This is a genomic window from Algoriphagus aquimarinus (genome assembly GCF_900112005.1).
GTDB lineage: Bacteria > Bacteroidota > Bacteroidia > Cytophagales > Cyclobacteriaceae > Algoriphagus > Algoriphagus aquimarinus.
In genome coordinates this window covers 82824-103358 of the sequence record NZ_FOKK01000009.1, presented here as the reverse complement: position 1 = coordinate 103358, position 20535 = coordinate 82824, and the positions used below count along the sequence as shown (strand labels likewise).

The 20535-nt window shown below is 40.3% G+C and carries 17 protein-coding genes; 7 read left to right on the top strand and 10 right to left on the bottom strand.

The annotated features are described in order from the left end of the window. Window positions 1-8 precede the first annotated feature (8 nt). Both egtB and BM291_RS13085 read left to right on the top strand, forming a co-directional pair. Window positions 9-1154, top strand: a complete 1146-nt coding sequence (egtB, locus tag BM291_RS13090) for an ergothioneine biosynthesis protein EgtB (RefSeq protein ID WP_092898121.1) — start codon at window positions 9-11, stop codon at window positions 1152-1154. 3 nt (window positions 1155-1157) lie between these two features. Further along, complete coding sequence (locus BM291_RS13085; RefSeq protein WP_092898119.1) at window positions 1158-2123, top strand: L-histidine N(alpha)-methyltransferase; 966 nt, start codon at window positions 1158-1160, stop codon at window positions 2121-2123. Window positions 2124-2147: 24 nt separating this feature from the next. Here the strand turns inward: BM291_RS13085 and BM291_RS13080 are convergent, their stop codons facing one another. Both BM291_RS13080 and BM291_RS13075 read right to left on the bottom strand, forming a co-directional pair. Beyond that, a complete protein-coding gene (locus tag BM291_RS13080; RefSeq protein ID WP_245786866.1) occupies window positions 2148-3107 on the bottom strand; it encodes a 6-bladed beta-propeller in 960 nt (319 codons plus the stop codon). A 295-nt stretch (window positions 3108-3402) separates the two neighbouring features. Further along, window positions 3403-5133 (bottom strand): phospho-sugar mutase, encoded by a 1731-nt coding sequence (locus tag BM291_RS13075; protein ID WP_092898115.1) that lies wholly within the window; start codon window positions 5131-5133, stop codon window positions 3403-3405. A gap of 187 nt (window positions 5134-5320) precedes the next feature. On the opposite strand from BM291_RS13075, the gene BM291_RS13070 reads away from it, so the two are divergent. Then, window positions 5321-8110 (top strand): glycoside hydrolase family 2 TIM barrel-domain containing protein, encoded by a 2790-nt coding sequence (locus BM291_RS13070; protein WP_092898113.1) that lies wholly within the window; start codon window positions 5321-5323, stop codon window positions 8108-8110. A 35-nt stretch (window positions 8111-8145) separates the two neighbouring features. Here BM291_RS13070 and BM291_RS13065 read toward each other — a convergent pair whose 3' ends face one another. From BM291_RS13065 to BM291_RS13030, 8 genes are all read right to left on the bottom strand, one after another. Next, window positions 8146-9189 carry a YihY/virulence factor BrkB family protein gene (locus BM291_RS13065; RefSeq protein WP_217647320.1) on the bottom strand — a complete coding sequence of 348 codons (1044 nt, stop codon included), beginning with the start codon at window positions 9187-9189 and terminating at the stop codon, window positions 8146-8148. Beyond that, window positions 9189-10145, bottom strand: coding sequence for a mechanosensitive ion channel family protein (locus BM291_RS13060; protein WP_092898111.1), 957 nt, complete (start codon window positions 10143-10145; stop codon window positions 9189-9191). Before BM291_RS13060 ends, BM291_RS13065 begins: the two co-directional genes overlap by 1 nt. A 64-nt stretch (window positions 10146-10209) precedes the next feature. Then, window positions 10210-11232, bottom strand: coding sequence for a DNA topoisomerase IB (locus BM291_RS13055; RefSeq protein WP_092898109.1), 1023 nt, complete (start codon window positions 11230-11232; stop codon window positions 10210-10212). A gap of 113 nt (window positions 11233-11345) precedes the next feature. Further along, window positions 11346-12440 carry a 4-hydroxyphenylpyruvate dioxygenase gene (gene hppD / locus BM291_RS13050; RefSeq protein WP_092898107.1) on the bottom strand — a complete coding sequence of 365 codons (1095 nt, stop codon included), beginning with the start codon at window positions 12438-12440 and terminating at the stop codon, window positions 11346-11348. 75 nt (window positions 12441-12515) lie between these two features. After that, entirely contained in the window at window positions 12516-13478 is a 963-nt protein-coding gene (locus BM291_RS13045) for a 1-acyl-sn-glycerol-3-phosphate acyltransferase (protein WP_245786865.1), read from the bottom strand. Window positions 13479-13552: 74 nt separating this feature from the next. Next, window positions 13553-14455: a bile acid:sodium symporter family protein gene (locus BM291_RS13040; RefSeq protein ID WP_092898103.1), complete on the bottom strand. Its 903-nt coding sequence runs from the start codon at window positions 14453-14455 to the stop codon at window positions 13553-13555. Continuing rightward, on the bottom strand, window positions 14456-15166 hold the full coding sequence (locus tag BM291_RS13035) for a DUF3307 domain-containing protein (protein WP_092898101.1): 711 nt from the start codon (window positions 15164-15166) through the stop codon (window positions 14456-14458). Continuing rightward, a complete protein-coding gene (locus BM291_RS13030; protein WP_092898099.1) occupies window positions 15166-15807 on the bottom strand; it encodes a hypothetical protein in 642 nt (213 codons plus the stop codon). Before BM291_RS13030 ends, BM291_RS13035 begins: the two co-directional genes overlap by 1 nt. Window positions 15808-16106: 299 nt before the next feature. On the opposite strand from BM291_RS13030, the gene BM291_RS13025 reads away from it, so the two are divergent. The 4 genes from BM291_RS13025 (at window position 16107) to BM291_RS13010 (ending at window position 20504) form a co-directional block, all read left to right on the top strand. After that, window positions 16107-17477 (top strand): Gfo/Idh/MocA family protein, encoded by a 1371-nt coding sequence (locus BM291_RS13025; RefSeq protein ID WP_092898098.1) that lies wholly within the window; start codon window positions 16107-16109, stop codon window positions 17475-17477. A 4-nt stretch (window positions 17478-17481) separates the two neighbouring features. Continuing rightward, window positions 17482-18357, top strand: a complete 876-nt coding sequence (locus tag BM291_RS13020) for a sugar phosphate isomerase/epimerase family protein (protein WP_092898096.1) — start codon at window positions 17482-17484, stop codon at window positions 18355-18357. A gap of 65 nt (window positions 18358-18422) precedes the next feature. Next, entirely contained in the window at window positions 18423-19508 is a 1086-nt protein-coding gene (locus BM291_RS13015; protein ID WP_317045662.1) for a DUF6807 domain-containing protein, read from the top strand. A 348-nt stretch (window positions 19509-19856) separates the two neighbouring features. Beyond that, window positions 19857-20504, top strand: coding sequence for an NAD(P)-dependent oxidoreductase (locus BM291_RS13010; RefSeq protein ID WP_092898094.1), 648 nt, complete (start codon window positions 19857-19859; stop codon window positions 20502-20504). The last annotated feature ends 31 nt before the right edge of the window (window positions 20505-20535 follow it).

The following is a 20535-nucleotide window of genomic DNA, read 5'->3' as shown; positions in this document are numbered from 1 at the left end:
AGACGAATATGAATTTATCAGAAGCTTTTCAAAGCGTAAGAAATCACTCAATAAATCTGTGCAGCCACTTAATTACGGAGGATTTTAGCTTACAAGCCTCAGAAGAAGTAAGTCCTCCTAAATGGCATTTGGCGCATACCACCTGGTTTTTTGAGCAGTTCATTTTGGTGCCAAATGACCCCAGTTATGAGGTAAAACATCCCCAATTTAACTTTCTATTCAACTCTTATTATAATACGCTAGGAGTAAGGACAGCTAGAAACCAACGAGGTTTAATGTCTAGACCTTCTGTGGATGAGGTGAAAATCTATCGTGCCTATGTAGATAAAGCGATGCAAATGTTAATAGACAAAAACATTCCTGAGATTAACGAGTTGGTTATTCTGGGGATGAATCATGAGCAGCAGCATCAGGAATTATTGATTACGGATTTGAAGTACAGCTTATGGTTTAATCCTTTGAATCCGAGCGTGATGGATATCAATGAATACGTGTCTGAACAAGAGTCAACTTGGGTTTCTGTTGATTCAGGGATTTATGAAATTGGCTTTAAAGGAGATGATTTCTGCTACGATAATGAGCTTAATCCGCACAAGGTATATATCAATGATTTTGCTATTTCCTCAGGGTTAGTTACTAATCAGGAATACCTAGAATTCATGGAAGCTGGGGGATACGATGATCCTACTTACTGGCATGATGAGGGTTGGGCTTGGTCAAAGGAGCTGGAAGTAAAAGCACCTTTGTATTGGGAACAGAAAGAAAGAGATTGGTTCTATTATACAATGGATGGCTTGAAGCCAATAGATAAAGCGGCGTCCGTAGCTCACGTGAATTTCTATGAAGCTTCGGCCTTTGCATCTTGGAAAGGAGCGAGACTACCGACAGAGTTTGAGTGGGAAGTATCCCAAAATCATTTTGAATGGGGCAAAAGATGGGAGTGGACGAACTCAGCTTACTTGGCTTACCCAGGATTTAAAGTAGCTCCAGGTGCGATAGGAGAATACAATGGGAAATTTATGATCAATCAAATGGTGCTGCGTGGGGCTTCAGTTGCTACTTCTGAAGGACATTCCAGGCCAACTTATAGAAACTTTTTTCATCCAAAATTTAGATGGCAATTCATGGGGATTCGCCTTGCCAAATCACTTTAATTTATGAACGCAAAAAATACGGATTTCGGGTCATTTGCCCAAGATGTAATGCTAGGGCTTAATTCAACCCCGAAAACTTTACCTTCCAAATATTTCTACGATGCCAAGGGAGATAAGCTGTTTCAGCAGATTATGGCATTGCCAGAATACTATCTTACACGCAAGGAATACGAGATTCTTGAGCTTCAACACGAGCAAATTTTAGAGCAAGTTTTAGCTTCAAATCAACCATTCAATTTGGTAGAGTTGGGAGCTGGGGACGGCATGAAAACCAAAATCCTGCTCAGATACCTAACTGAACAAAAAGTCGAGTTCACCTACTATCCTGTAGATTTTTCAGGCTCTGTTTTGGAAGAACTGGAGGGAAGTTTAGCGAAGGAACTTCCACAATTAGTAGTCAAACCACTTCAAGACACCTATAGAGATTCGCTAAAGAAGCAGGTTTGGGAAGATGGTAGACCTAATCTCATCTTGTTTATGGGGGCTAACTTGGGGAATTTCGGAGTGGATGAAGCCAAAAATATCATTGACCACTTGCGAGTTGGGACTAAAAGGGGAGATCTTGTTTTGCTAGGTTTTGACTTGAAAAAGAACCCTCAAACCATACTCAACGCCTATCACGATGAGCAAGGAGTCACTCGTGAGTTCAATATGAATTTGCTTGATAGAATCAATAGAGAATTGGATGCTGATTTTGACCGAGATTCATTTGTGCACTGGCCTACTTATGACCCTGTAAGCGGAGAGTGTCGTAGTTATCTAGTTTCTGAAAAAACGCAGGACGTTACGATCGGGGCCCTTAATCAAACATTCAAGTTTGAGGCATTTGAATCTATTTTCACTGAAATATCTAAAAAGTATAGCTTGTCGGAAATTAGCTACCTAGCCTCTTTGGGTGGTTTTGAAGTGAAGGAAAACTTCATGGATTCAGAAGGATATTTTGCAGATGTCTTGTGGGAAAAGAAGTGATTAGCTCATTGGAGTACATGTTCCTCACCTAGATTCATTAGTTCCTGTTGTTAGAGCATACACTACTATTTTAGGGTTTTTCTCATCATCGCCATCCATATCTCTAATGATTGTGAAGTAGTTGTCCGTATTTAAATGTTTTGGAAATACTTCATACGTGTAACTTTCCGCAGGAAGTTTCGTGCTGAATTTTGGGGTTCTGTTTTGTAAATCAAGCATTAGATGATACGAATCTTTTTTGTAACCTAAGAGTATGCTAGCATAGCCATCATTAATTTCTGTAAACTCAATTCGTAATGTATCCGACTTTCCAAAATTTCTGAAGTCAAGTTGATACTCAGGAACCAAGTGATCATCTTCCATTCGGTAGATTGTATCCTTCTGATCAGTCAACCCTTCGAACCGCACACGAGGAAAGTAAAAGAGACTTGTATCGTTTAGTTGGCCAAAAGCTCTGAGGAAATTATGGACCCTGTAGAATCGTGAATAAAAGCTATATAGTGGGGTTTCTTGTGATTTGAATTCCAGTGTGGTAGGCTCTATGAAGCTTACCAATACCGTTTGAGCACCCTTTCCATAAGATTCAATACCTTCTTGAATTACCAGTACCTTATCATTTTCCTTATAGAAGGAAATTGGACGTCCTGGTAATTTTTTACTTGATGCAATAAAGTTTCCTTTTAAATCATAGGAATGCACCACCATTTTATCCCAATCTGCCACTAGAGTTACGTTTTCGTTTTCACCTAGATAAATTGCGGTGGGCACCAGATATTCGTCGGGACCTTCCCCTTTCTTACCAAGAATCTGAACAAAATTCCCTTCGTAATCAAACTTTAAAAAGCCTTGCTTTATATCCAAAAGAAAAATATAATCCTTTGCGAAAGCTATATCCTGGATTGATGTAAGATAGGGATTCTCTGGACCTTCTAAATCTATGGTATCTATTGCTTTAAACTGTAAATCATTTACGTGATTGAGCAAAAACTCTTTATTGATTTCAATTGTATGTAGCGAAGTTGTTGTTTCGACCTCATTCTTTTGGTTACAATTCTGAAATATTGAAATGCATAAAAGAAGGAAAATCAATTTGGAATATTTCATGGCCGACTGGATGTTTCGATTTTACTATAATACAATATATAGTTAATAATTTGTCTGTTAGAGCTTTCGTATTTATATCCCAGTATATCCTGGTTTTCATATATATCCAGATTCTCAAAAATCAAAAAAAAAAGCACTGATCTCTCAGTGCTTTCATTTTGTGATATCTATATTTTTAACTGAAATATCGCTTCAAGCCTTCTATTCTTTCGTCAAGTTCAGCTTCTACTTTTCTGTAATCTGCAACATTGGAAAGCGGTGCATTCACTGAGAAATAATACTTGATTTTTGGCTCAGTGCCCGATGGCCTGGCAGAGATCTTACTTCCGTCTGCGAGGTAGAACTGCATCACATTGGACTTGTCCATATCCAGCTTCTCTGATTTTCCTGTGTTCACATCTGTAACTGTGCTTTCTTTCACATCCACAATTTTGGCCACTTTAATTCCATTCATCTCAGCTGGTGGATGGTGACGGAAATCAGTCATCAACGCCTGAATTTGCTCGGCACCATCTTTTCCTTTTTTGGTAACAGAAATAAGCGACTCCTTATAGAATCCGAACTGATTATATATTTCAGCAAGCACATCAAAAACTGTTTTTCCCTGAGTTTTGTAATAAGCGATCACCTCAGCTACCATGGCACAGGCACTCACACCGTCTTTGTCACGGACAAAATCTCCAATGAGATAACCGTAAGATTCTTCGCCGCCTCCAATGAAGGTTTCTTTGCCTTCAAGATCCTTGATAATGGCAGCGATATTTTTGAATCCAGTCAGGACAGAAAAGCATTTTACGCCAAATCCTTCACAGATTCTATCGATTAACTCAGTGGTTACAATGGTGTTTACCATGAATTGTTTGCCGTCAAGTTTACCAGCTTTTTTCCATTGACTCAACAGGTAGTAAGTGAGTAAAGTACCTGTTTGATTACCGTTCAATAACTCAAATTCCCCTGAAGCATTAGGAACAGCCGCCGCATAGCGGTCACCATCGGGATCACAAGCCAAAACCAATTCAGCACCAACTTCTTTTCCAAGTTTCAAAGAAAGGGTCAAAGCCTCTGCTTCTTCTGGATTAGGGTAAATAACCGTTGGGAAATTTCCATCTGGCTCAGCCTGCTCTTTTACTACATGCACATTGTCGAAACCAAAGGCTTTTATTGCAGCAGGTACCATTTTGCCGGAGGCTCCATGAATCGGAGAAAACACAATCGGCATATCCTTTTGAGCCCTGATAGCATCAGGAGCCAAGCTCAAGCCTTTGACAAGCTTCATGTAAATCTCGTCGAAGTCTTCTTCTATATATTGGAAAAGGGCATCATTCTTATCCCAATTTACCTCGTCGAACGAAGTGATTTTCTTCACCTCATCTATGATGTTCTTATCGTGTGGGGCAACTACTTGCGCTCCATCATCCCAATAAGCCTTGTAGCCATTGTACTCTTTAGGATTGTGTGAAGCCGTGATCATCACACCGCTTTTGCAGTTAAAATGTCTTACCGCAAAGGAAAGCATAGGAGTAGGGCGCATTTCTTTAAAGTACAACACGTGAATCCCATTTGCAGTCAACACATTTGCGGTGGTCGTCGCAAAAAGTGTGTTGTTTATTCTACAATCGTGGGTAATTGCTACTCTAATTGTTTCACCAGGAAAGCACTTCAATAGGTAGTTTGCCAATCCCTGAGTGGCCATACCTATGGTATAAACATTCATTCGATTGGTACCTACACCCATCAGACCTCTTAGGCCGCCCGTACCGAATTCTAAATCTTGGTAGAAGGAATCCGTGAGCTCAGATGGGTTTTGATCAATAAGGCTGCGGATTTGGGCTTTCGAATCTTCATCGATATTGCCATTAAGCCAAGAATCTGCTTTGGCTAATATGTTAGGGTCTATGGTTGTCATGTTTTAAAAATTGTTTGAGTTCTAAGATATAGAAAAACATAAAATATGCCATTCCCAAGTTTAAAATCATCTTGAGTAGTGGCAATTATTTTTTAAAAGGAAATAATTGGCCTTGGTATAAATCATTTACAGTCTTTTTTAAATCGAAGGGATTACCCTAATTTCAATTTTCAAGAAAACATCCTACATGCCCTCGAACATTTGTCGCTTAATTTCCATTTTTGGCCTATCTCTTTTACTTTTTTCTACTGCCAAAGGACAATCTCAAAATGAATATAAACGAGTATACTTAAGTGGTAAAGATGCTGCCTCTCAAGTTTACTGGGATTTCAAAGTTTCTGATGGTAGAAAGAAAGAGCAGTGGACAAAAATCTTGGTTCCTTCAAACTGGGAAATGCAAGGTTTTGGCAACTTCAATTATGGTCATGACCATAAGAATCCTGAACGAAAAGTAGCCGATGAAATAGGCTATTACAAGCATGAATTTGATGTTCCTTCGGCGTGGAGAAAGAATGTTATCAACTTGGTTTTCGATGGGGCGATGACTGATACTGAGGTGAAAATAAATGGGGAAATTGTGGGCCCAATACATCAAGGAGGCTTCTATAGATTCTCTTATGATATTTCAGATTTTTTGGATTTTGGATCTAAAAACATACTTGAAGTGAAAGTTTACAAACGATCTTCAAATCAGTCAGTTAACAAAGCAGAGAGAGAAGCTGATTTTTGGATTTTTGGAGGAATATTTAGGCCTGTATTTCTAGAGGTTGTACCCCATAATCATTTCACGAGGATTGCTGTAAATGCGAAAGCAGATGGGTCCTTCGAAGCTCTCATTACAGTGAAAGATGTTCCTAGGTTGTCAGAAATTCAGGTACAATTAGTAGAGCAGAAATCAGGAGAAGTTGTTGGTGAATTCGCTCAAGCGATCGATTCTGATTCTGTCTGGCTAAGCCATGTTTTTCCGGGAGTCAAATCCTGGAATCCCGAAACTCCCAACTTATATATTGCCCGTTTTTCTCTTATTCGAAACAAGAAAATACTATATCAAAAAACGGAAAAAATTGGGTTTAGAACTGTTGAGCTTCGCAGCCAAGATGGGATATATATCAATAATGTGAAGGTGATTTTGAAAGGTGTGAATAGACATTCTTTCTATCCGACTACTGGCAGAGCCTTAAGTGAAGCAAATCACTTGGAGGACATATTACTGATGAAGGAAATGAATATGAATGCAGTACGCATGTCTCATTATAATCCGGATGAGCGGTTTTTGGAGTTGGCGGATTCGCTTGGCCTTTTCGTACTTGATGAAGTGACGGGATGGCAAGATGGGTATGATACCATTGTTGGACCTAAGTTGATACAAGAAACTGTTCTGAAAGATGCCAATCATCCTGCGGTGATCGCTTGGGACCATGGGAATGAAGGCGGATGGAACTTTCAGAATGAGCCTTTCTTTCATTTAGTTGATGTACAGAAGCGGCCGATAATCTATCCATGGTTGAATCGAAATGGCATTGATACCAAACATTATCCTACCTATGATTCCCCAGAAGGAAGATTGGATAAAAGCGGGAACATCTTTATGCCTACTGAGTTGCTGCATGGAATGTATGATGGTGGGCTAGGTGCAGGTTTAGATGATTTCTGGACGAAGTACAGCAAGAGCCCACTTTTCGCAGGTGGATTTCTTTGGGTGTTTTCTGATGAAGCAGTAATAAGAGATGATAAAGGTGGTATGCTGGATTCTGATGGAAATCATGCTCCTGACGGGATTTTGGGTCCATATCGGGAGAAAGAGGGAAGTTTTTATACGATCAAGGAAGTTTGGTCACCGATTCAACTCGGAGCTTTTATTCCCACAGATGGGTTTGATGGCAAAATCCAGGTAACCAATAATTACCTCTATTCTGATCTAAGCACAAGTAAACTCGAATGGTCAGTAGAAAAAAATGACAGCTGGAAGGATGCTGAGAAGCTGCATTCGGGAAGCGTTTTACTGCCAAATGTCAAACCCGGCCAATCCACCGAAGTTGATTTAGGTCTTCCTATTACTTGGCGCGATGGAGATGTTTTGAAAATTGCGGCAATAGGAATAAATGGAGAAGAACTCTATACTTGGTCTGAAGCAATTAGAAAACCTAAGGAGGGAAATCCATCTTACTTTTCTTCAAGACCTGCATTGGATAGCCAAATTATCACCGTCCGGGAATCCTCCGTTGACATTCATATTTCTATAGGGGAGAAGCTTTTTGTTTTTGGAAAGGATAGAGGCAATCTCCAACTGGTAAAGGTTGGGAAAAGTATAATTAATTTAAATCAAGCTTTAAATCCTGAAGGAGTAAATGCATCTGTGGAAAAGGTAACGTGGAAACAGATGAAGGATGGCACTATTCAGATCATGTCAACCTATGATACCTATCCTAAAAAAATTACCTGGACTGTATTCACTACAGGAGAATTAATGATGGAGGCTTCTGCTCCTGAGAGCAGCTTGGATTTGCTAGGCATAGGATTTTCATTTCCGGAGGAAAAAGTGTTAAGTGCCAAATGGATAGGAAATGGTCCTTACCGCGTTTGGGCAAACAGAATGAAAGGAGTTGAGTTTGGACTTTGGGAAAAGGAATACAATAATACAATGACTGGTCATAGTTTTGAAAACTTGGTTTACCCAGAATTCAAAGGCTTCCATGCTGATTTCCATGCACTCTTATTAGAAACTGAAGAAGGGAGAATAGAAGTAAGAACAGAAACCCCAAACTTGTATATGGGCTTGTTTAAACCAGTGTTGCCTGAGAATTCTACTCCAGGGACTAAGCCAGTTCTGCCTCATTCAGATCTCAGTTTCCTTTACTCAATACCAACAATAGGCACCAAGTTTCACTTAGGATCAGAGATGATTGCACCTGAAACTGTAAAAGCATCTAGGGAAGAGCAAGCCTCATCCATGATCCTATGGTTTAGATTTGATTGATACTTCCTGATTAGACACAAATGGAATTTGTAAATCTATTTGTTCTCCTTTGAATCTTCTTCTTGACTTTCATTTTCCTCCTTCAAATCATCTACCTCGCCTTCAGGAATAGGGTCTTCAGGAGGTGGGACAAAATCGCCATCAAGTACTACTTCTTTTTTTTTTACCCTTGAATAATGATTTCTAGGGATGATGCCATAGCCATATCTGATGGAGAATACTTTGGTGAATTCCGCACCATAAAAGAAGATTAGGCAGGAATAGGAAACCCAAAGTAAGACAAGGATAACTGATCCTGCAGCTCCGTAGGTAGAACCAGGTTCTGCCGCGCCAAAATAAATACCGAGTAAAAATTTAGAAATAGTAAACAGGAAAGAGGTTAGAAATGCACCAATCCATACCGATTTCCATCTGATTTTAGCATCAGGAAGATATTTAAATATTAAGGCGAAAAGTACCGCAATCACTCCGTAAGAAATCGCAAAATCAACTACAAAGGCAAATACCACCACGAACTCAGGTAAAATGCTTTTAATAAAATCACTGAAAAACGATAATAAGGCAGTAAGTACGAAACTAATGAAAAGCAAGAATCCGAGTACAAGGACAAAACCAAAACTGACAGCTCGATCCCAAATTGTATAATACCACTTGACTTCATCGGTTTGTTTGAGTCCCCATATAGCATTGATGGAAATTTTTAGGTGTAGGAAAACACCCGAAGCACCAAATATCAATACACCCACTCCTATAATAGATGCTATCAGCGACTTATCACTTTTCTGGGTTTGTTCTACCATTTCTGTAAGAAACTTAGCAGTTTCTGGTCCCATGGCAGATGCTAATTCATTATTTAGCTTACCCGTTACAATCTCTACTCCCCAGATAGCGCCTACCGTGTTGATGACGATGATCATGAGTGCGGGTAGTGAAAGTACCGCATAATATGCAACTACAGCACTGAGTCTCCAAGGATCGGCAGCATTCCACTGCTTGAAACTCTCCACCATTAAACTGGGGATGTGCGTTATTTTAAACCTCGTAGGGGTAATGTTTCCCATATTTTCTTCAGTTTCCATTAGCTCTCATTAGTTTGATTAGAGCCATTTTTTGGCGAAATAGAAAGTCCAGATAATTCTTTATTAAGCTGAGTGCCGCCCTTTATTCCAAAATCCAAAGTACGGATAGGGAATGGAATCATTATATCATTTTTATCGAATGCTTTCTTAAGAGCAATGATTGCTTCGTTCCTTACAGGTATGTAATCAAGATTTGCTCCTTTGAATTTGCACCAGATATTCAAAGTGAAATTTATGGAGCTATCCCCAAATCCAGTCCAGAATAAGGTAGGCTCTTCGGACTCCAGTCGGCTGGATACGTTCCTGGCTGACTCTAGAGCTATTTTTTCTACCTGTTCTAGATCTTCTCCATAACTTACGCCACATTCAATCTGTACTCGTCTCTTTTCGAATTCTGTGAAATTCGTAAAGCATTCTTGGAACAAATAGCGGTTTGGCACATAGACAATTGGACCGTTGTAAGTTTTAATCTTGGTGACACGAAGATTGATTTCAATGACAGAACCCTCGTGTCCATCTTGGGTCTGAATGATATCTCCGAGTTTGTAGGGCTGATTAAAAGTGATATAAATACCTGAGATGAAATTGGCTGCAGTGTCCTGAAAAGCAAATCCCAAAGCCAATCCAATGATCCCCAAACCTGCCAGAATGGAGGAAACGGTCTTGGTAAGATCCATTGCTGACAAGGCTAGCATAATTCCCAGTATCAAAATACCGAGGAAAATGAGTTGACTTAGAAATTTAGAAATAGTCTCATTGGTCCCCAATTTATGAATGTATCGGGCAGCTAGCTTTTTGATTGATTTTGCTATAAAAAGAGTACAGATAATAAGGATAATGGCTAGGACAAAATTTGGTAAATTCTCCACCATAATGTCTAGCCATGTGCTTAGTTTGCCTGTGATCTTTTCAAATACTTTCTCGGTATCATACTCTAAAACTTCTGCTGTACTCATAGGTATATATTTTCTTTTTAATCCTTTAAGTCAAAAAAACATGCCAAGATGACCTTACAGTCCCTTAGCTTATTTTAGTACAGAGGATTTGCATCAGCAGAACTTCTTCTGGTTTATATCCTTCACTTGAGAAATCCTTAGGCAAACAATCTTTAAGTTTTTGTGGATTTAAACACTGGGACAGAATTTCTGGATGTAAGTAAGAGCTTTTGCAAACAGCCACTGTATGTCCCATTTTCTCTGCTACCAGTCTGACCAAAGTAGTTTCTGGCTTTTTCCTAGTATCCTCGCATAGCTTCCCAACTTCCTCTGTGTTCTTAATACAAACACTATTAGCGCCCCAGGTTCGAAAGTATTTAGCCGTATAATAGTCGTCTGCAGGAGCTTCAAGACTGATATAGTCGTTTAATGCTGAAGAACCCACTGTATGCCACTCATCATCTTCCTGATATCTGAATAGTTCATAGCCGGGCAGCTGAGAGCAATCTTTGAGTAATCGTACTAGTCTTACGTTGGTGAGAGACACTGAGCGTTCTTTACCACTTTTTGCAGTGTAATTGATGAGAAGTTTTTTACCATCTTCTTTCAAGTGCTTTCTCCGGAGCGTCGTTAATCCGTGAGTTTTGTTGCTTTCGGTATATTGTTTATTCCCAACACGCAGATATAACTCATCCAAAAGAGCCGTAGCCAGAGCCAAAACTTTATACTTGGTCCACGACTTTTGTCTCAAATCTCTTTGATAGCGCTCACGCAGTTTGGGCAAATAAAACCCAAATTTGAGCAGGTCATCATATTTGATTTTTTGTGAATATTCGGACCATTTCGGATGATAGAGGTATTGCTTTCTGCCTTTTTCGTCTATCCCAGTAGCTTGTAGATAGCTATTCTTTTTTGGACTGATCCATACGTTTTTCCACGCAGGCGGAATCACCAGACCATGTATTCTCTCTAGTTGTGATTCATTTGAAAGCTTTTGCTCGTCTTTGTCAATAAAAATAAAACCACGACCTTTTTTCTTTCTAAGTATTCCAGGCTGTGAGTCTCGTATATATACAAGACCTTTTGGGAGTTCGGCGGCTGTGACCATGTGGTTATGATGTTAGAATGTTTTCTAAAATCATTACAAGTCCTATGCAAACCCAGCTCTTTCTGGAGCAAAAAAAATAGCCGACTCTTACAAGTCGGCTATTGGTGACAGTATTACAAGTTACCTCTCAGTCCTTGTTCTCTTTCTATGGCTTCGAACAGCGCCTTGAAATTTCCTTTTCCGAAGGACTTTGCACCTTTTCTCTGGATGATCTCAAAGAACAGTGTAGGTCTATCCTGCACAGGTTTGGTGAAAATCTGAAGTAAATAACCTTCATCATCCCTATCCACAAGGATATTTAGATCCTTCAGTGGTTGTAAATCCTCATCTATTTTCCCTACACGATCCAGCAAATCATCATAGTAGGAGGAAGGTACCACAAGGAACTCAACTCCCCTTTTTCTCAATTCAGTCACAGTGTGAATGATATCGTCAGTGGCAATTGCCATATGTTGCACTCCTGGACCACGATAGAAGTCTAGGTATTCTTCAATCTGTGATTTCTTCTTTCCTTCCGCAGGCTCATTGATCGGGAATTTGACGTAGCCATTGCCGTTGGAGACTACTTTGGACATCAAGGCAGAATACTCCGTAGAAATATCCTCGTCATCAAAGGTGATGAGCAATTTGAAACCCATGACGGTTTCATAGAACTCCACCCAACGGTTCATCTCGCCAAGAGCTACATTTCCCACGCAGTGATCTATGTATTTCAAGCCAATTGGCTGAGGAGTATAGGTACTTGATCTTGGTTGATAGCCCGGAAGGAAAATGCCTGTATAGTTGTTTCGCTCTACAAACGTATGGATGGTTTCACCATAGGTTTTGATGGATGCTACCTTGACTTCGCCAAATTCATCGCTTAGTGTTTTTGGTTCCAGAGCAGATTCAGCTCCTCTGTTGGTCGTTTCTATCCAGGATTGCTCGGCATCATCCACCCAGAGAGCGAGTACTTTTACGCCATCCCCGTGTTTTTGAATATGCTCGGCGATTTCTCCATCAGGATGTAAAGGAGAAGTAAGTACGAGTCTAATTTTATCTTGCTTCAGTACATAGGAAGCTCTGTCCTTCACACCAGTTTCGGGGCCGGCGTAGGCGATGAGTTCGTAGCCAAAAGCATATTGATAGTATAGTGCAGATTGCTTGGCATTGCCAACATACAATTCTACGTAATCAGTGCCTTTTAGGGGCAGGAAGTCTTGACTCATGGTTAATTATTTTTGGGTTTATCTCTTCTTTCAAAGGTATAAAATATCCCAAAGAATATTTGGTCAAGCCTGCGATTATTCCTGAGGGTTTTTATTGATGATTAAGGTGATTATTGCCATTACCAAAAATGCCAATGCCCAAGAACCTAATGTGCTGCTTATGGCAAGCAAAAGCAGTAATAAGTAATAGGAAGGACCCAATACATAGCCGATCAAAAACTTCCACGTGGATGAGAAAACAGGATCTTTCACGCTTGGCTTTTTCCACAACCATATCCAATAGAGTGGGAAATGGAAGATCTTCATCAGTTTATTCGTGAACCCTGATATTTCTTTTACGGGGTTAGGAACTTCTCCGGTTTCCAGAAACTGACTTACATCTGAACTTGAACTCAAATCCACTTGATGCTCGATCAGTCGCTCCAGATGTTGTTCATACCCCTCACTTGGTATCTCTACTACCAGGTTTTCCAGGGCTACTTGTACCGATTTGGTGAGCAAACCAGACTTAGCGGCAGGCATATCCACAGGAATGGCCTTACCAATAGTAACTCGTGCAATTCCTCCAGATCGCTTATGTGCACTGTAATCCACTGCTACTGGTAAGATCACAGGATTAGTTTCTGGGTACTTCTCCTTTAGCCCAAAAGCTATTCTGGTAAAACCCTTACTTAGTGGTCGCAGATTTCGGATCAGACTATGTGAGCCTTCGGCAAAAATGATCACTGTTCCATTATTGCGAAGTACTTCATAGGTTTGGTCAAAAGTGCCTTGATTTTGCTGAATAGAAGAAAACCCATCCCGCACGCGATATACAGGAAGCATGTGTATATAATTCAGAAATTTGGCAACAAATGATTGCTTGAAAACAGACGCGCGAGTCAAATAATATGGTTTTAACCAGGTGTGCGTGCCCAAAAGCAAGGGGTCGATAAGCGCATTTTGGTGATTCGAGACCAAAAGGATGGGAGTGTTTTTAGGGATATTTTCTTTTCCTTCAATTACTATTTTTTTGAAATATCCCTTTAATGAGATCATTACGAGGGTTCGAAGGAATTCATTTATTAAGTATTGCATTGATATGTTAGCGTTTTCACCGCCTGCTTATATTGTCAAACTTTTAATTTCCAAAGACTTGCGATGCACATGCCTGAGATCAGGTGCCAAATGCCCCACCAAGCCGTAATAATAGCCATTCCACCAAGGCCATCAAAATAAGTAAAGATCAAAACCAGCCCTAAACCTGAATTTTGAATCCCTGTCTCTATGGTCATAGTTTTCACATCAGCCAGGGGTAATTTGAATATTTTGCCAGTTAAGAAACCCGATCCAAGCGCCACGAAATTGTGAGCCAACACCCAGAGGAAAATCAAAGAAATGTACTTGGTGAACAAATCGAAATTTCCAGCAAAAGCAATTACTATAAAGGCAGCAAAAATCAGAATGCTCAGTGGTTTGAGAATTTTAGATGCTTTTTCTGCAAAAACAGGAGCATACTTATGTGTGATGATCCCGAGTAGTAATGGAAGGCCTAGAATCAGCGCCACTGTAGTAAATGCTTCGGTATAATTCAGACTGATATCTCTTAGTAAGTTTGAGGTAGGCGCATAGAATCCTGCCCAGAGTGCAAAATTCAATGGAGTACTGATGATACATAGGATGCTGGAAAACCCGGTAAGACTTACCGAAAGTGCTGTGTTTCCTCTAGCTAGGCTGGTAAGAAAATTGGATACATTTCCTCCGGGGCATGCTGCTACCAGAAACATCCCCAATGCTACTGATGGAGGTGGTTTCATGATCAACACTAGGCACCAAGTAAGAAATGGCAGGAGTAAAAACTGTGAAAAGATTCCTAAAATGAATCCTTTCGGATTTTTCACCAAGTATTTGAAGTCCTCAAATCTGAGATCCAGCGCCACTCCATACATAATGAGGGCAAGAGCTAGATTGAGCAGCAGTAAATCACTTGAGGAAAAATTGAGTTGGATGGAATCCAGTTCGGAGTTTGATGTCATTTAATTGGAGATAGATAGAAAGATAATCCCCGCAAGCATGGCGGTTCCAAAGCTGAGCAAGGTTCCTATCAGGATGTATTCAGTGAGTTTTCGCTCTTTTGATTTTTTTAAATCGCCAAATCTAAAGACTGATTTTGCTGCTAGTAAGAAACCTACGGCTTCCCAATGTCCTGTGGCTATAAAGGAAAAAACAAATAGTCGTTCTAGAATTCCTATATACTTGCCTGCATCTTGGAGGGATTGATCAGGTTGGGAAGGGATGGAGTCAGCCCACTTTTTGAGTAAAGTGGATAGGATAATCGAGGTAGGCTGCGTGAGAAAAAGCACAATAGTGATCAGTCCAAGTACTGCAGGGTCTTGAAATACTAATAACCAGTTCACAGAGACCTCCGTAAATACTGCCCAAATAATCATGATGCTAAGCAGATGCATCGCTTGATCTGCGATGAACCAAGTTGTTTTTGTTTTAGGCTTTTGAGCGTAAAGTTTGATGAGATCAATCAGTAAATGCAGGATGGTGATTGCAAGAACTATTGGCCACAAACTAAGATCCCATAGAAGTAGGGCGACCAGTGCTCCATGAATTAAAACATGCAAATATAGCTTTGGCGATGTGGCTTTTAGTTTTTCCTTTTCCTTCACCCAAGTGGTAGGCTGTAGCAGGAAATCTCCGATTATATGAGCGAGAATAAGTTTGATTAGTATAAGCATCAGAGAAGTTGGCTCAGTTTCTTTCTGAATAATTTCTCCATAGCCAAGATATCCTCACCGTTTGCAGCTTTGTATCTTTTACTTACTGAGTTTTGATTGATGTGAAGAACTTCTCCGATTTCTGCCTGCTTGCGGTCTGGGTTGGAGAGCATTTCAGACATCAATTCCCCAGATGATATGGACCAACTGTCCATTTGAATCCCAGCCAGTTTCAGGTAAAGGTTCATCTCATCATTCCATTCAGCCCATGGGGAGTTGATCGCCAGCGTAATCATTTCACTTTTCAATTGCTCAAATTTTTCTCCTGAGCGTACAAAAGCGTCCCCGTTGCTTTCAGATATTCTATCTGCGTCATAGGATTTTGTACCAAGTCCTATTGCCATTCGGACATCCACTGGAGAGCTTCTTTTATTCTCATTTGGATATGGGAGACTTTTGATAAGTGCTTTGATCTGCAGAGCTGCGAGTAAGCTTTCCTTGGGGTCTGAAATTTCCAATTGGAAGCTATCTCCACGAAATATCTCCCATTGCTTGGGAGTCTGTCCCCATTTTTCTAGCAATTTCTTAAATGGATTAATCCAGAGGTTCTGATCCTTCAATTCTCTAGAATTAATAATGTCTCCTGTAAGCAATGCAATCATAATTCTAATATCACCATTTACGGTGATAAATCAAAATATCACCATTTACAGTGATAAAACAGAATATCACCATTTACGGTGATAAAGTGTAAGTATAGCTTCTGTAGAAACCTTAGCTTGTTAAAAAAAAGCAATCGTTTGCACAAGTTATCTAGGTGTCCAAATAATTAGTATTGATTGGTATGAAGAGATTGTTTAGATTAAAAATTCATAGCTCATATACTGCCTATGAGAAGATAAAACGAATAATCAGTAAGCATAAAAAGCAAACACAAAAAACCCTATAACCTAAAATTGAAATGGAAAAAAGAAGAGAATTCATAAAGAAAAGTCTCTTAGGCACAGCCGGGATAGCAATGGCTGGCATGAGTATGAGTGCCAAATCATATGCTTCCATCATAGGAGCAAATGAGCGAATCAACATCGCCGTGGTTGGAATCCGCGGACAAGGTAGCAATCACATCAATCAGTGGTGTGCTTTGAAAGACAATCGCAATGTGAGATTGAAAACTCTTTGTGACGCAGACGAACAATATTTCTCTGAGAAATCAAAAGTAGTCATAGATAAAACAGGTGTTACCCCATTGACAGAATGGGATATGCGCAAAGTATTAGATGATAAAGAGCTTGATGCGGTTTCCTTTGCGGTTCCAAATCACTGGCATGCGCTAGCTACAGTTTGGGCTTGCCAGGCGGGTAAACATGTCTATGTAGAAAAACCTGCCAGTCACAATGTATGGGAAGGCAGAAAAATGGTAGAAGCAGCCCGTAAGTACGACCGCAGAGTGCAGGTAGGTTTTCAAAACCGTTCCATTGCCAACGTAATGGAAGCTATGGAATTTCTTCATGGTGGGGGAATAGGAGATGTTTATATGGCTCGTGGTACTTGCTACAAACCGAGAGATTCTTTTGGAAAAGTAGCTGATAGCACACCACCGGCTTCATTGCATTACGATTATTGGAGAGGTCCTGCAGAGATGATTCCTTACAATGAGAAGAAAGTGCATTACAACTGGCACTGGCACTGGGCTACAGGAAATGGTGATACAGGAAATCAGGGACCACATCAGTTTGACGTAGCTCGATGGGGAATGAATAAGAATGAGCACCCAGTTTCAGTTTATTCTGCTGGTGGAATCTACGGCATCGATCCGAATGATTGCTCTCAGGAAACTCCAAATACGCAAAGCTCCGTATTCAAATATGCTGATGGCACCATGCTGGAATTTGAAACCCGTGGAAGATATACTAATGGTGAGTCTAGCTTGGGCATAGAAATAGGAAATGTGTTTTATGGTACTAATGGGTATTTAGAACTTGACGGTGGTACTTGGAAAGCTTTCCGTCAGAAGGAAAAAGAGCCTTTTGCCCAATCCAAAAAACAAGCGGCTCCGGCAGCAAGTACTCAGGTATTGGCGGCACCAGGTGGTGCTGAGCATTATGCCAACTTCTTGGATGCAATCCGAGCTGGAAATAACGAGACACTTCACTGTGATATAGAAGAAGGCTTTAAGTCTTCAGTACTGCCTTTGATAGCAAACGTATCTTACCTGACTGGCCGCGAATTACGATTTGATGGAACTACAGAAAAGTTTGTCAAGGACAAGGAAGCAGACAAAATGCTGACAAGAGATTATCGTGATCCTTACACTGTACCAAATAAGGTATAATGCTATGAGTAATTCTAGAAGAGATTTTATGCAGAAAAGCGTAGCTGCGGGTTTAAGCCTAGCTGCTATGCAAATTCCCTTCGATGCCTTTTCAATGGCAAAATCAGGGATGAAATTCGGTTTGGTGACTTACCAATGGGGTAAGGACTGGGATCTACCTACGCTTATTGCAAACTGTGAAAAAGCAGGAGTACTAGGAGTGGAGCTTCGTACAGAGCATGCGCATGGGGTGGAGACAAGCCTGAATGCAGCAGAACGTGCAGAAGTGAAAAGGCGCTTTAAGGAAAGCAAAGTGACTTGCTTGGGCTACGGAAGTAATTTTGAATATCACAGTCCAGATCCTGCGGTGCTTCGCAAAAATATTGATGGTACAAAAGAGTATATCAAACTCTGCAAGGATATAGGTGCGACTGGAATTAAGGTTAAACCAAACAATCTGCCTGAAGGTGTGCCTAAAGAAAAAACCATCGCTCAGATCGCAGCAGCTTTCAATGAAGTTGGCAAGTTCGCAGCTGAATATGGGCAAGTAGTGCGAGTGGAGGTACACGGGCATTTGACTCAAGAACTTCCGGTGATGAAGGCGATATTTGATCAGGTAACAGAACCAGCTGTGAAAATATGCTGGAACTGTAATGCTGAAGATCTATTAGCGCCGGGCTTGGAGGCTAATTTCAACTCGGTGAAAAAATGGTTTGGAGATACTGTTCACGTACGTGAGTTCAACGAAGGGGACTATCCATACGCGCAGCTTTTCAAACTGTTTAATGAGATCAAGTACGACGGTTGGATTCTGATGGAAGCCCGAACCGAACCTGTTGATCGGGTAGCAGCACTGAAGGAGCAACTGGCATTATTCAATCAATTGAAAAAAGGGAAATAGTGAGTTAGATAAAACTCATTAACTCTATTTCATTAAACATGTATTACTAAATCGTGAATTATAAGATGAATTTTCATAAACAAAAACTCTTTAACTATACAGCTCTAATTACCTTATCAGCAATGACTATTGCTTGTGGAGGTACAGAGGGGAAAACTGAAACTGAACAAGATTCTGAGCAGATGAAAGATAGAATAGAACTAGTCCAAGACGACGCTGCAAAGAAAGTAGATGTCATCATTGATGGTAAGTTCTTTACTTCTTATATCTATCCGGACTCTTTGGAAAAGCCAGTTTTATATCCAATCAATACTGCTAATGGAAATGCAATTACCCGAGGCTGGCCAGTAACACCTCGTCCAGGGGAGCGTGTGGATCATCCGCACCATTTGGGACTGTGGTTCAATTATGGCGATGTAAATGGTCTTGACTTTTGGAACAATTCCTCTGCGATCAAAGACAAAACGAAGTATGGACATATTGTTCATAAATCCATCAAGTCAGTGAAAAGTGGAAATGAGGAAGGAATATTGGAAGTGAGTTTGGATTGGGTGAACAATGCAGGCGAAGTCCTTTTGACAGAGAATACCACCTTTATTTTCAGAGGCAAGGATGATCAACGGACTATTGATAGAATAGCTACACTGACTGCACCTAATGGTGAAGTGAAGATGACAGATAATAAGGAAGGTATGCTGGGTCTTCGCACTGCGAGACAACTGGAGCATCCATCTAATAAACCTGAGATTTTCACTGATGCTTCAGGAGTAGCAACGGGTGTGCCGACGATGAACAATGATGGAATCACTGGCATGTACCTTAGTAGTGAAGGAGTCGAAGGTGATGATGTTTGGGGTACTAGAGGAGACTGGGTAAGTCTTACAGGCAAAATTAAAGACGAGAACATCTCTGTTGCTATACTTGATTTTCCATCTAATCCAGGCTATCCAACCTACTGGCATGCTAGAGGATATGGTTTGTTTGCGGCAAATCCTTTGGGACAAAAAGCGCTTAGTGATGGTAAGGATGAGCTGAACTTCAAATTGGCAAAAGGCGAGTCAGCTACATTCAAGTATAGAATTATCATTTATTCCAATGAAACAGTCCTAGACGGACAAGTCAATCGAGATTACATCGAATGGGCTAAATAGGAGGTTTTTATATCCACATACGATTAATCTTAACTCCCTTGTTTTAAAGCGGGAAGACCGATGACGGGTGACCGAAGAGCCTCAAGGTTTGATTTCACCAAATCCTACAATGCATTAGTCCGATTACTAGCGGAATAGTGGAAATACGTAACAGATAAAGAAGGGGGCTAACTGGAAACTAGCTCCCTTTTACTTTTAAGACAAATTATTTTAAGCTATGTTTGACCTATTAAAATCTCTTTATAAAATATCTGACAGAACCAAGCGCTTGCTTTTTAGCAAGTGATTAAGCTATCCCTGCTAGGGAATGCTGTGGTTTATTTTTACTCAAATTTTATAAAGAATCTCATGCAAAACTTCAATAAAATAGCCGTAATCGGCGGTACAGGCAAATCTGGAGTATATCTAGTCAAAGAACTCCTTCGTCAAAATTTCAAAATTAAAGTACTCATTCGAAATCCTGAGAAGATTCCACCTGCTCATCCCAACATGGAAGTGATTATCGGAGATGTGCTAGACAAGAATGCGCTACATGAACTTATTTCCGGTTGTGGGGGATTGATAAGTACGTTAGGAGCAGGCATTCCATTCAGTGAACCAACCATTTTCACCATGGCAACTAAGCTCATTTTGGAAGTACTGGAAATGACTAAAATTAGTCGATACATCGTCGTCACAGGATTGAATGTAGATACTGAGTTTGATCAAAAAGGAGTAGCTACAAAGGCTGCCACGGATTGGATGTATACTAATTATCCGGTTTCTACTAAGGATAGACAGTTAGAATATGAACTTCTCTGTGCTAGTAAGTTGGATTGGACATTAGTAAGGTTACCCTTAATAGGCCAGACAGATGAAGCTCCAGAGATTTCTGTTTCACTTACAGATTGTCCCGGACAGCATATTTCAGCTACTAGCTTGGCGAAATTCCTAATTGCTGCTTTGCAGAATGTAAGTCATGTAAAAGAAGCTCCATTCATTGCGAATGTTGGCTAAAAAAAAATCGCAGCAGGCCCATAAGAGCCTG

Bases quoted from the DNA above. Each gene is read 5' to 3' on its own strand.
- egtB (WP_092898121.1), top strand. From the start codon at position 9: ATGAATTTATCAGAAGCTTTTCAAAGCGTAAGAAATCACTCAATAAAT.
- BM291_RS13085 (WP_092898119.1), top strand. From the start codon at position 1,158: ATGAACGCAAAAAATACGGATTTCGGGTCATTTGCCCAAGATGTAATG.
- BM291_RS13075 (WP_092898115.1), bottom strand. From the start codon at position 5,133: ATGACAACCATAGACCCTAACATATTAGCCAAAGCAGATTCTTGGCTT.
- BM291_RS13070 (WP_092898113.1), top strand. From the start codon at position 5,321: ATGCCCTCGAACATTTGTCGCTTAATTTCCATTTTTGGCCTATCTCTT.
- BM291_RS13065 (WP_217647320.1), bottom strand. From the start codon at position 9,189: ATGGAAACTGAAGAAAATATGGGAAACATTACCCCTACGAGGTTTAAA.
- BM291_RS13060 (WP_092898111.1), bottom strand. From the start codon at position 10,145: ATGAGTACAGCAGAAGTTTTAGAGTATGATACCGAGAAAGTATTTGAA.
- BM291_RS13055 (WP_092898109.1), bottom strand. From the start codon at position 11,232: ATGGTCACAGCCGCCGAACTCCCAAAAGGTCTTGTATATATACGAGAC.
- hppD (WP_092898107.1), bottom strand. From the start codon at position 12,440: ATGAGTCAAGACTTCCTGCCCCTAAAAGGCACTGATTACGTAGAATTG.
- BM291_RS13045 (WP_245786865.1), bottom strand. From the start codon at position 13,478: ATGATCTCATTAAAGGGATATTTCAAAAAAATAGTAATTGAAGGAAAA.
- BM291_RS13040 (WP_092898103.1), bottom strand. From the start codon at position 14,455: ATGACATCAAACTCCGAACTGGATTCCATCCAACTCAATTTTTCCTCA.
- BM291_RS13035 (WP_092898101.1), bottom strand. From the start codon at position 15,166: ATGCTTATACTAATCAAACTTATTCTCGCTCATATAATCGGAGATTTC.
- BM291_RS13030 (WP_092898099.1), bottom strand. From the start codon at position 15,807: ATGATTGCATTGCTTACAGGAGACATTATTAATTCTAGAGAATTGAAG.
- BM291_RS13025 (WP_092898098.1), top strand. From the start codon at position 16,107: ATGGAAAAAAGAAGAGAATTCATAAAGAAAAGTCTCTTAGGCACAGCC.
- BM291_RS13020 (WP_092898096.1), top strand. From the start codon at position 17,482: ATGAGTAATTCTAGAAGAGATTTTATGCAGAAAAGCGTAGCTGCGGGT.
- BM291_RS13015 (WP_317045662.1), top strand. From the start codon at position 18,423: ATGAATTTTCATAAACAAAAACTCTTTAACTATACAGCTCTAATTACC.
- BM291_RS13010 (WP_092898094.1), top strand. From the start codon at position 19,857: ATGCAAAACTTCAATAAAATAGCCGTAATCGGCGGTACAGGCAAATCT.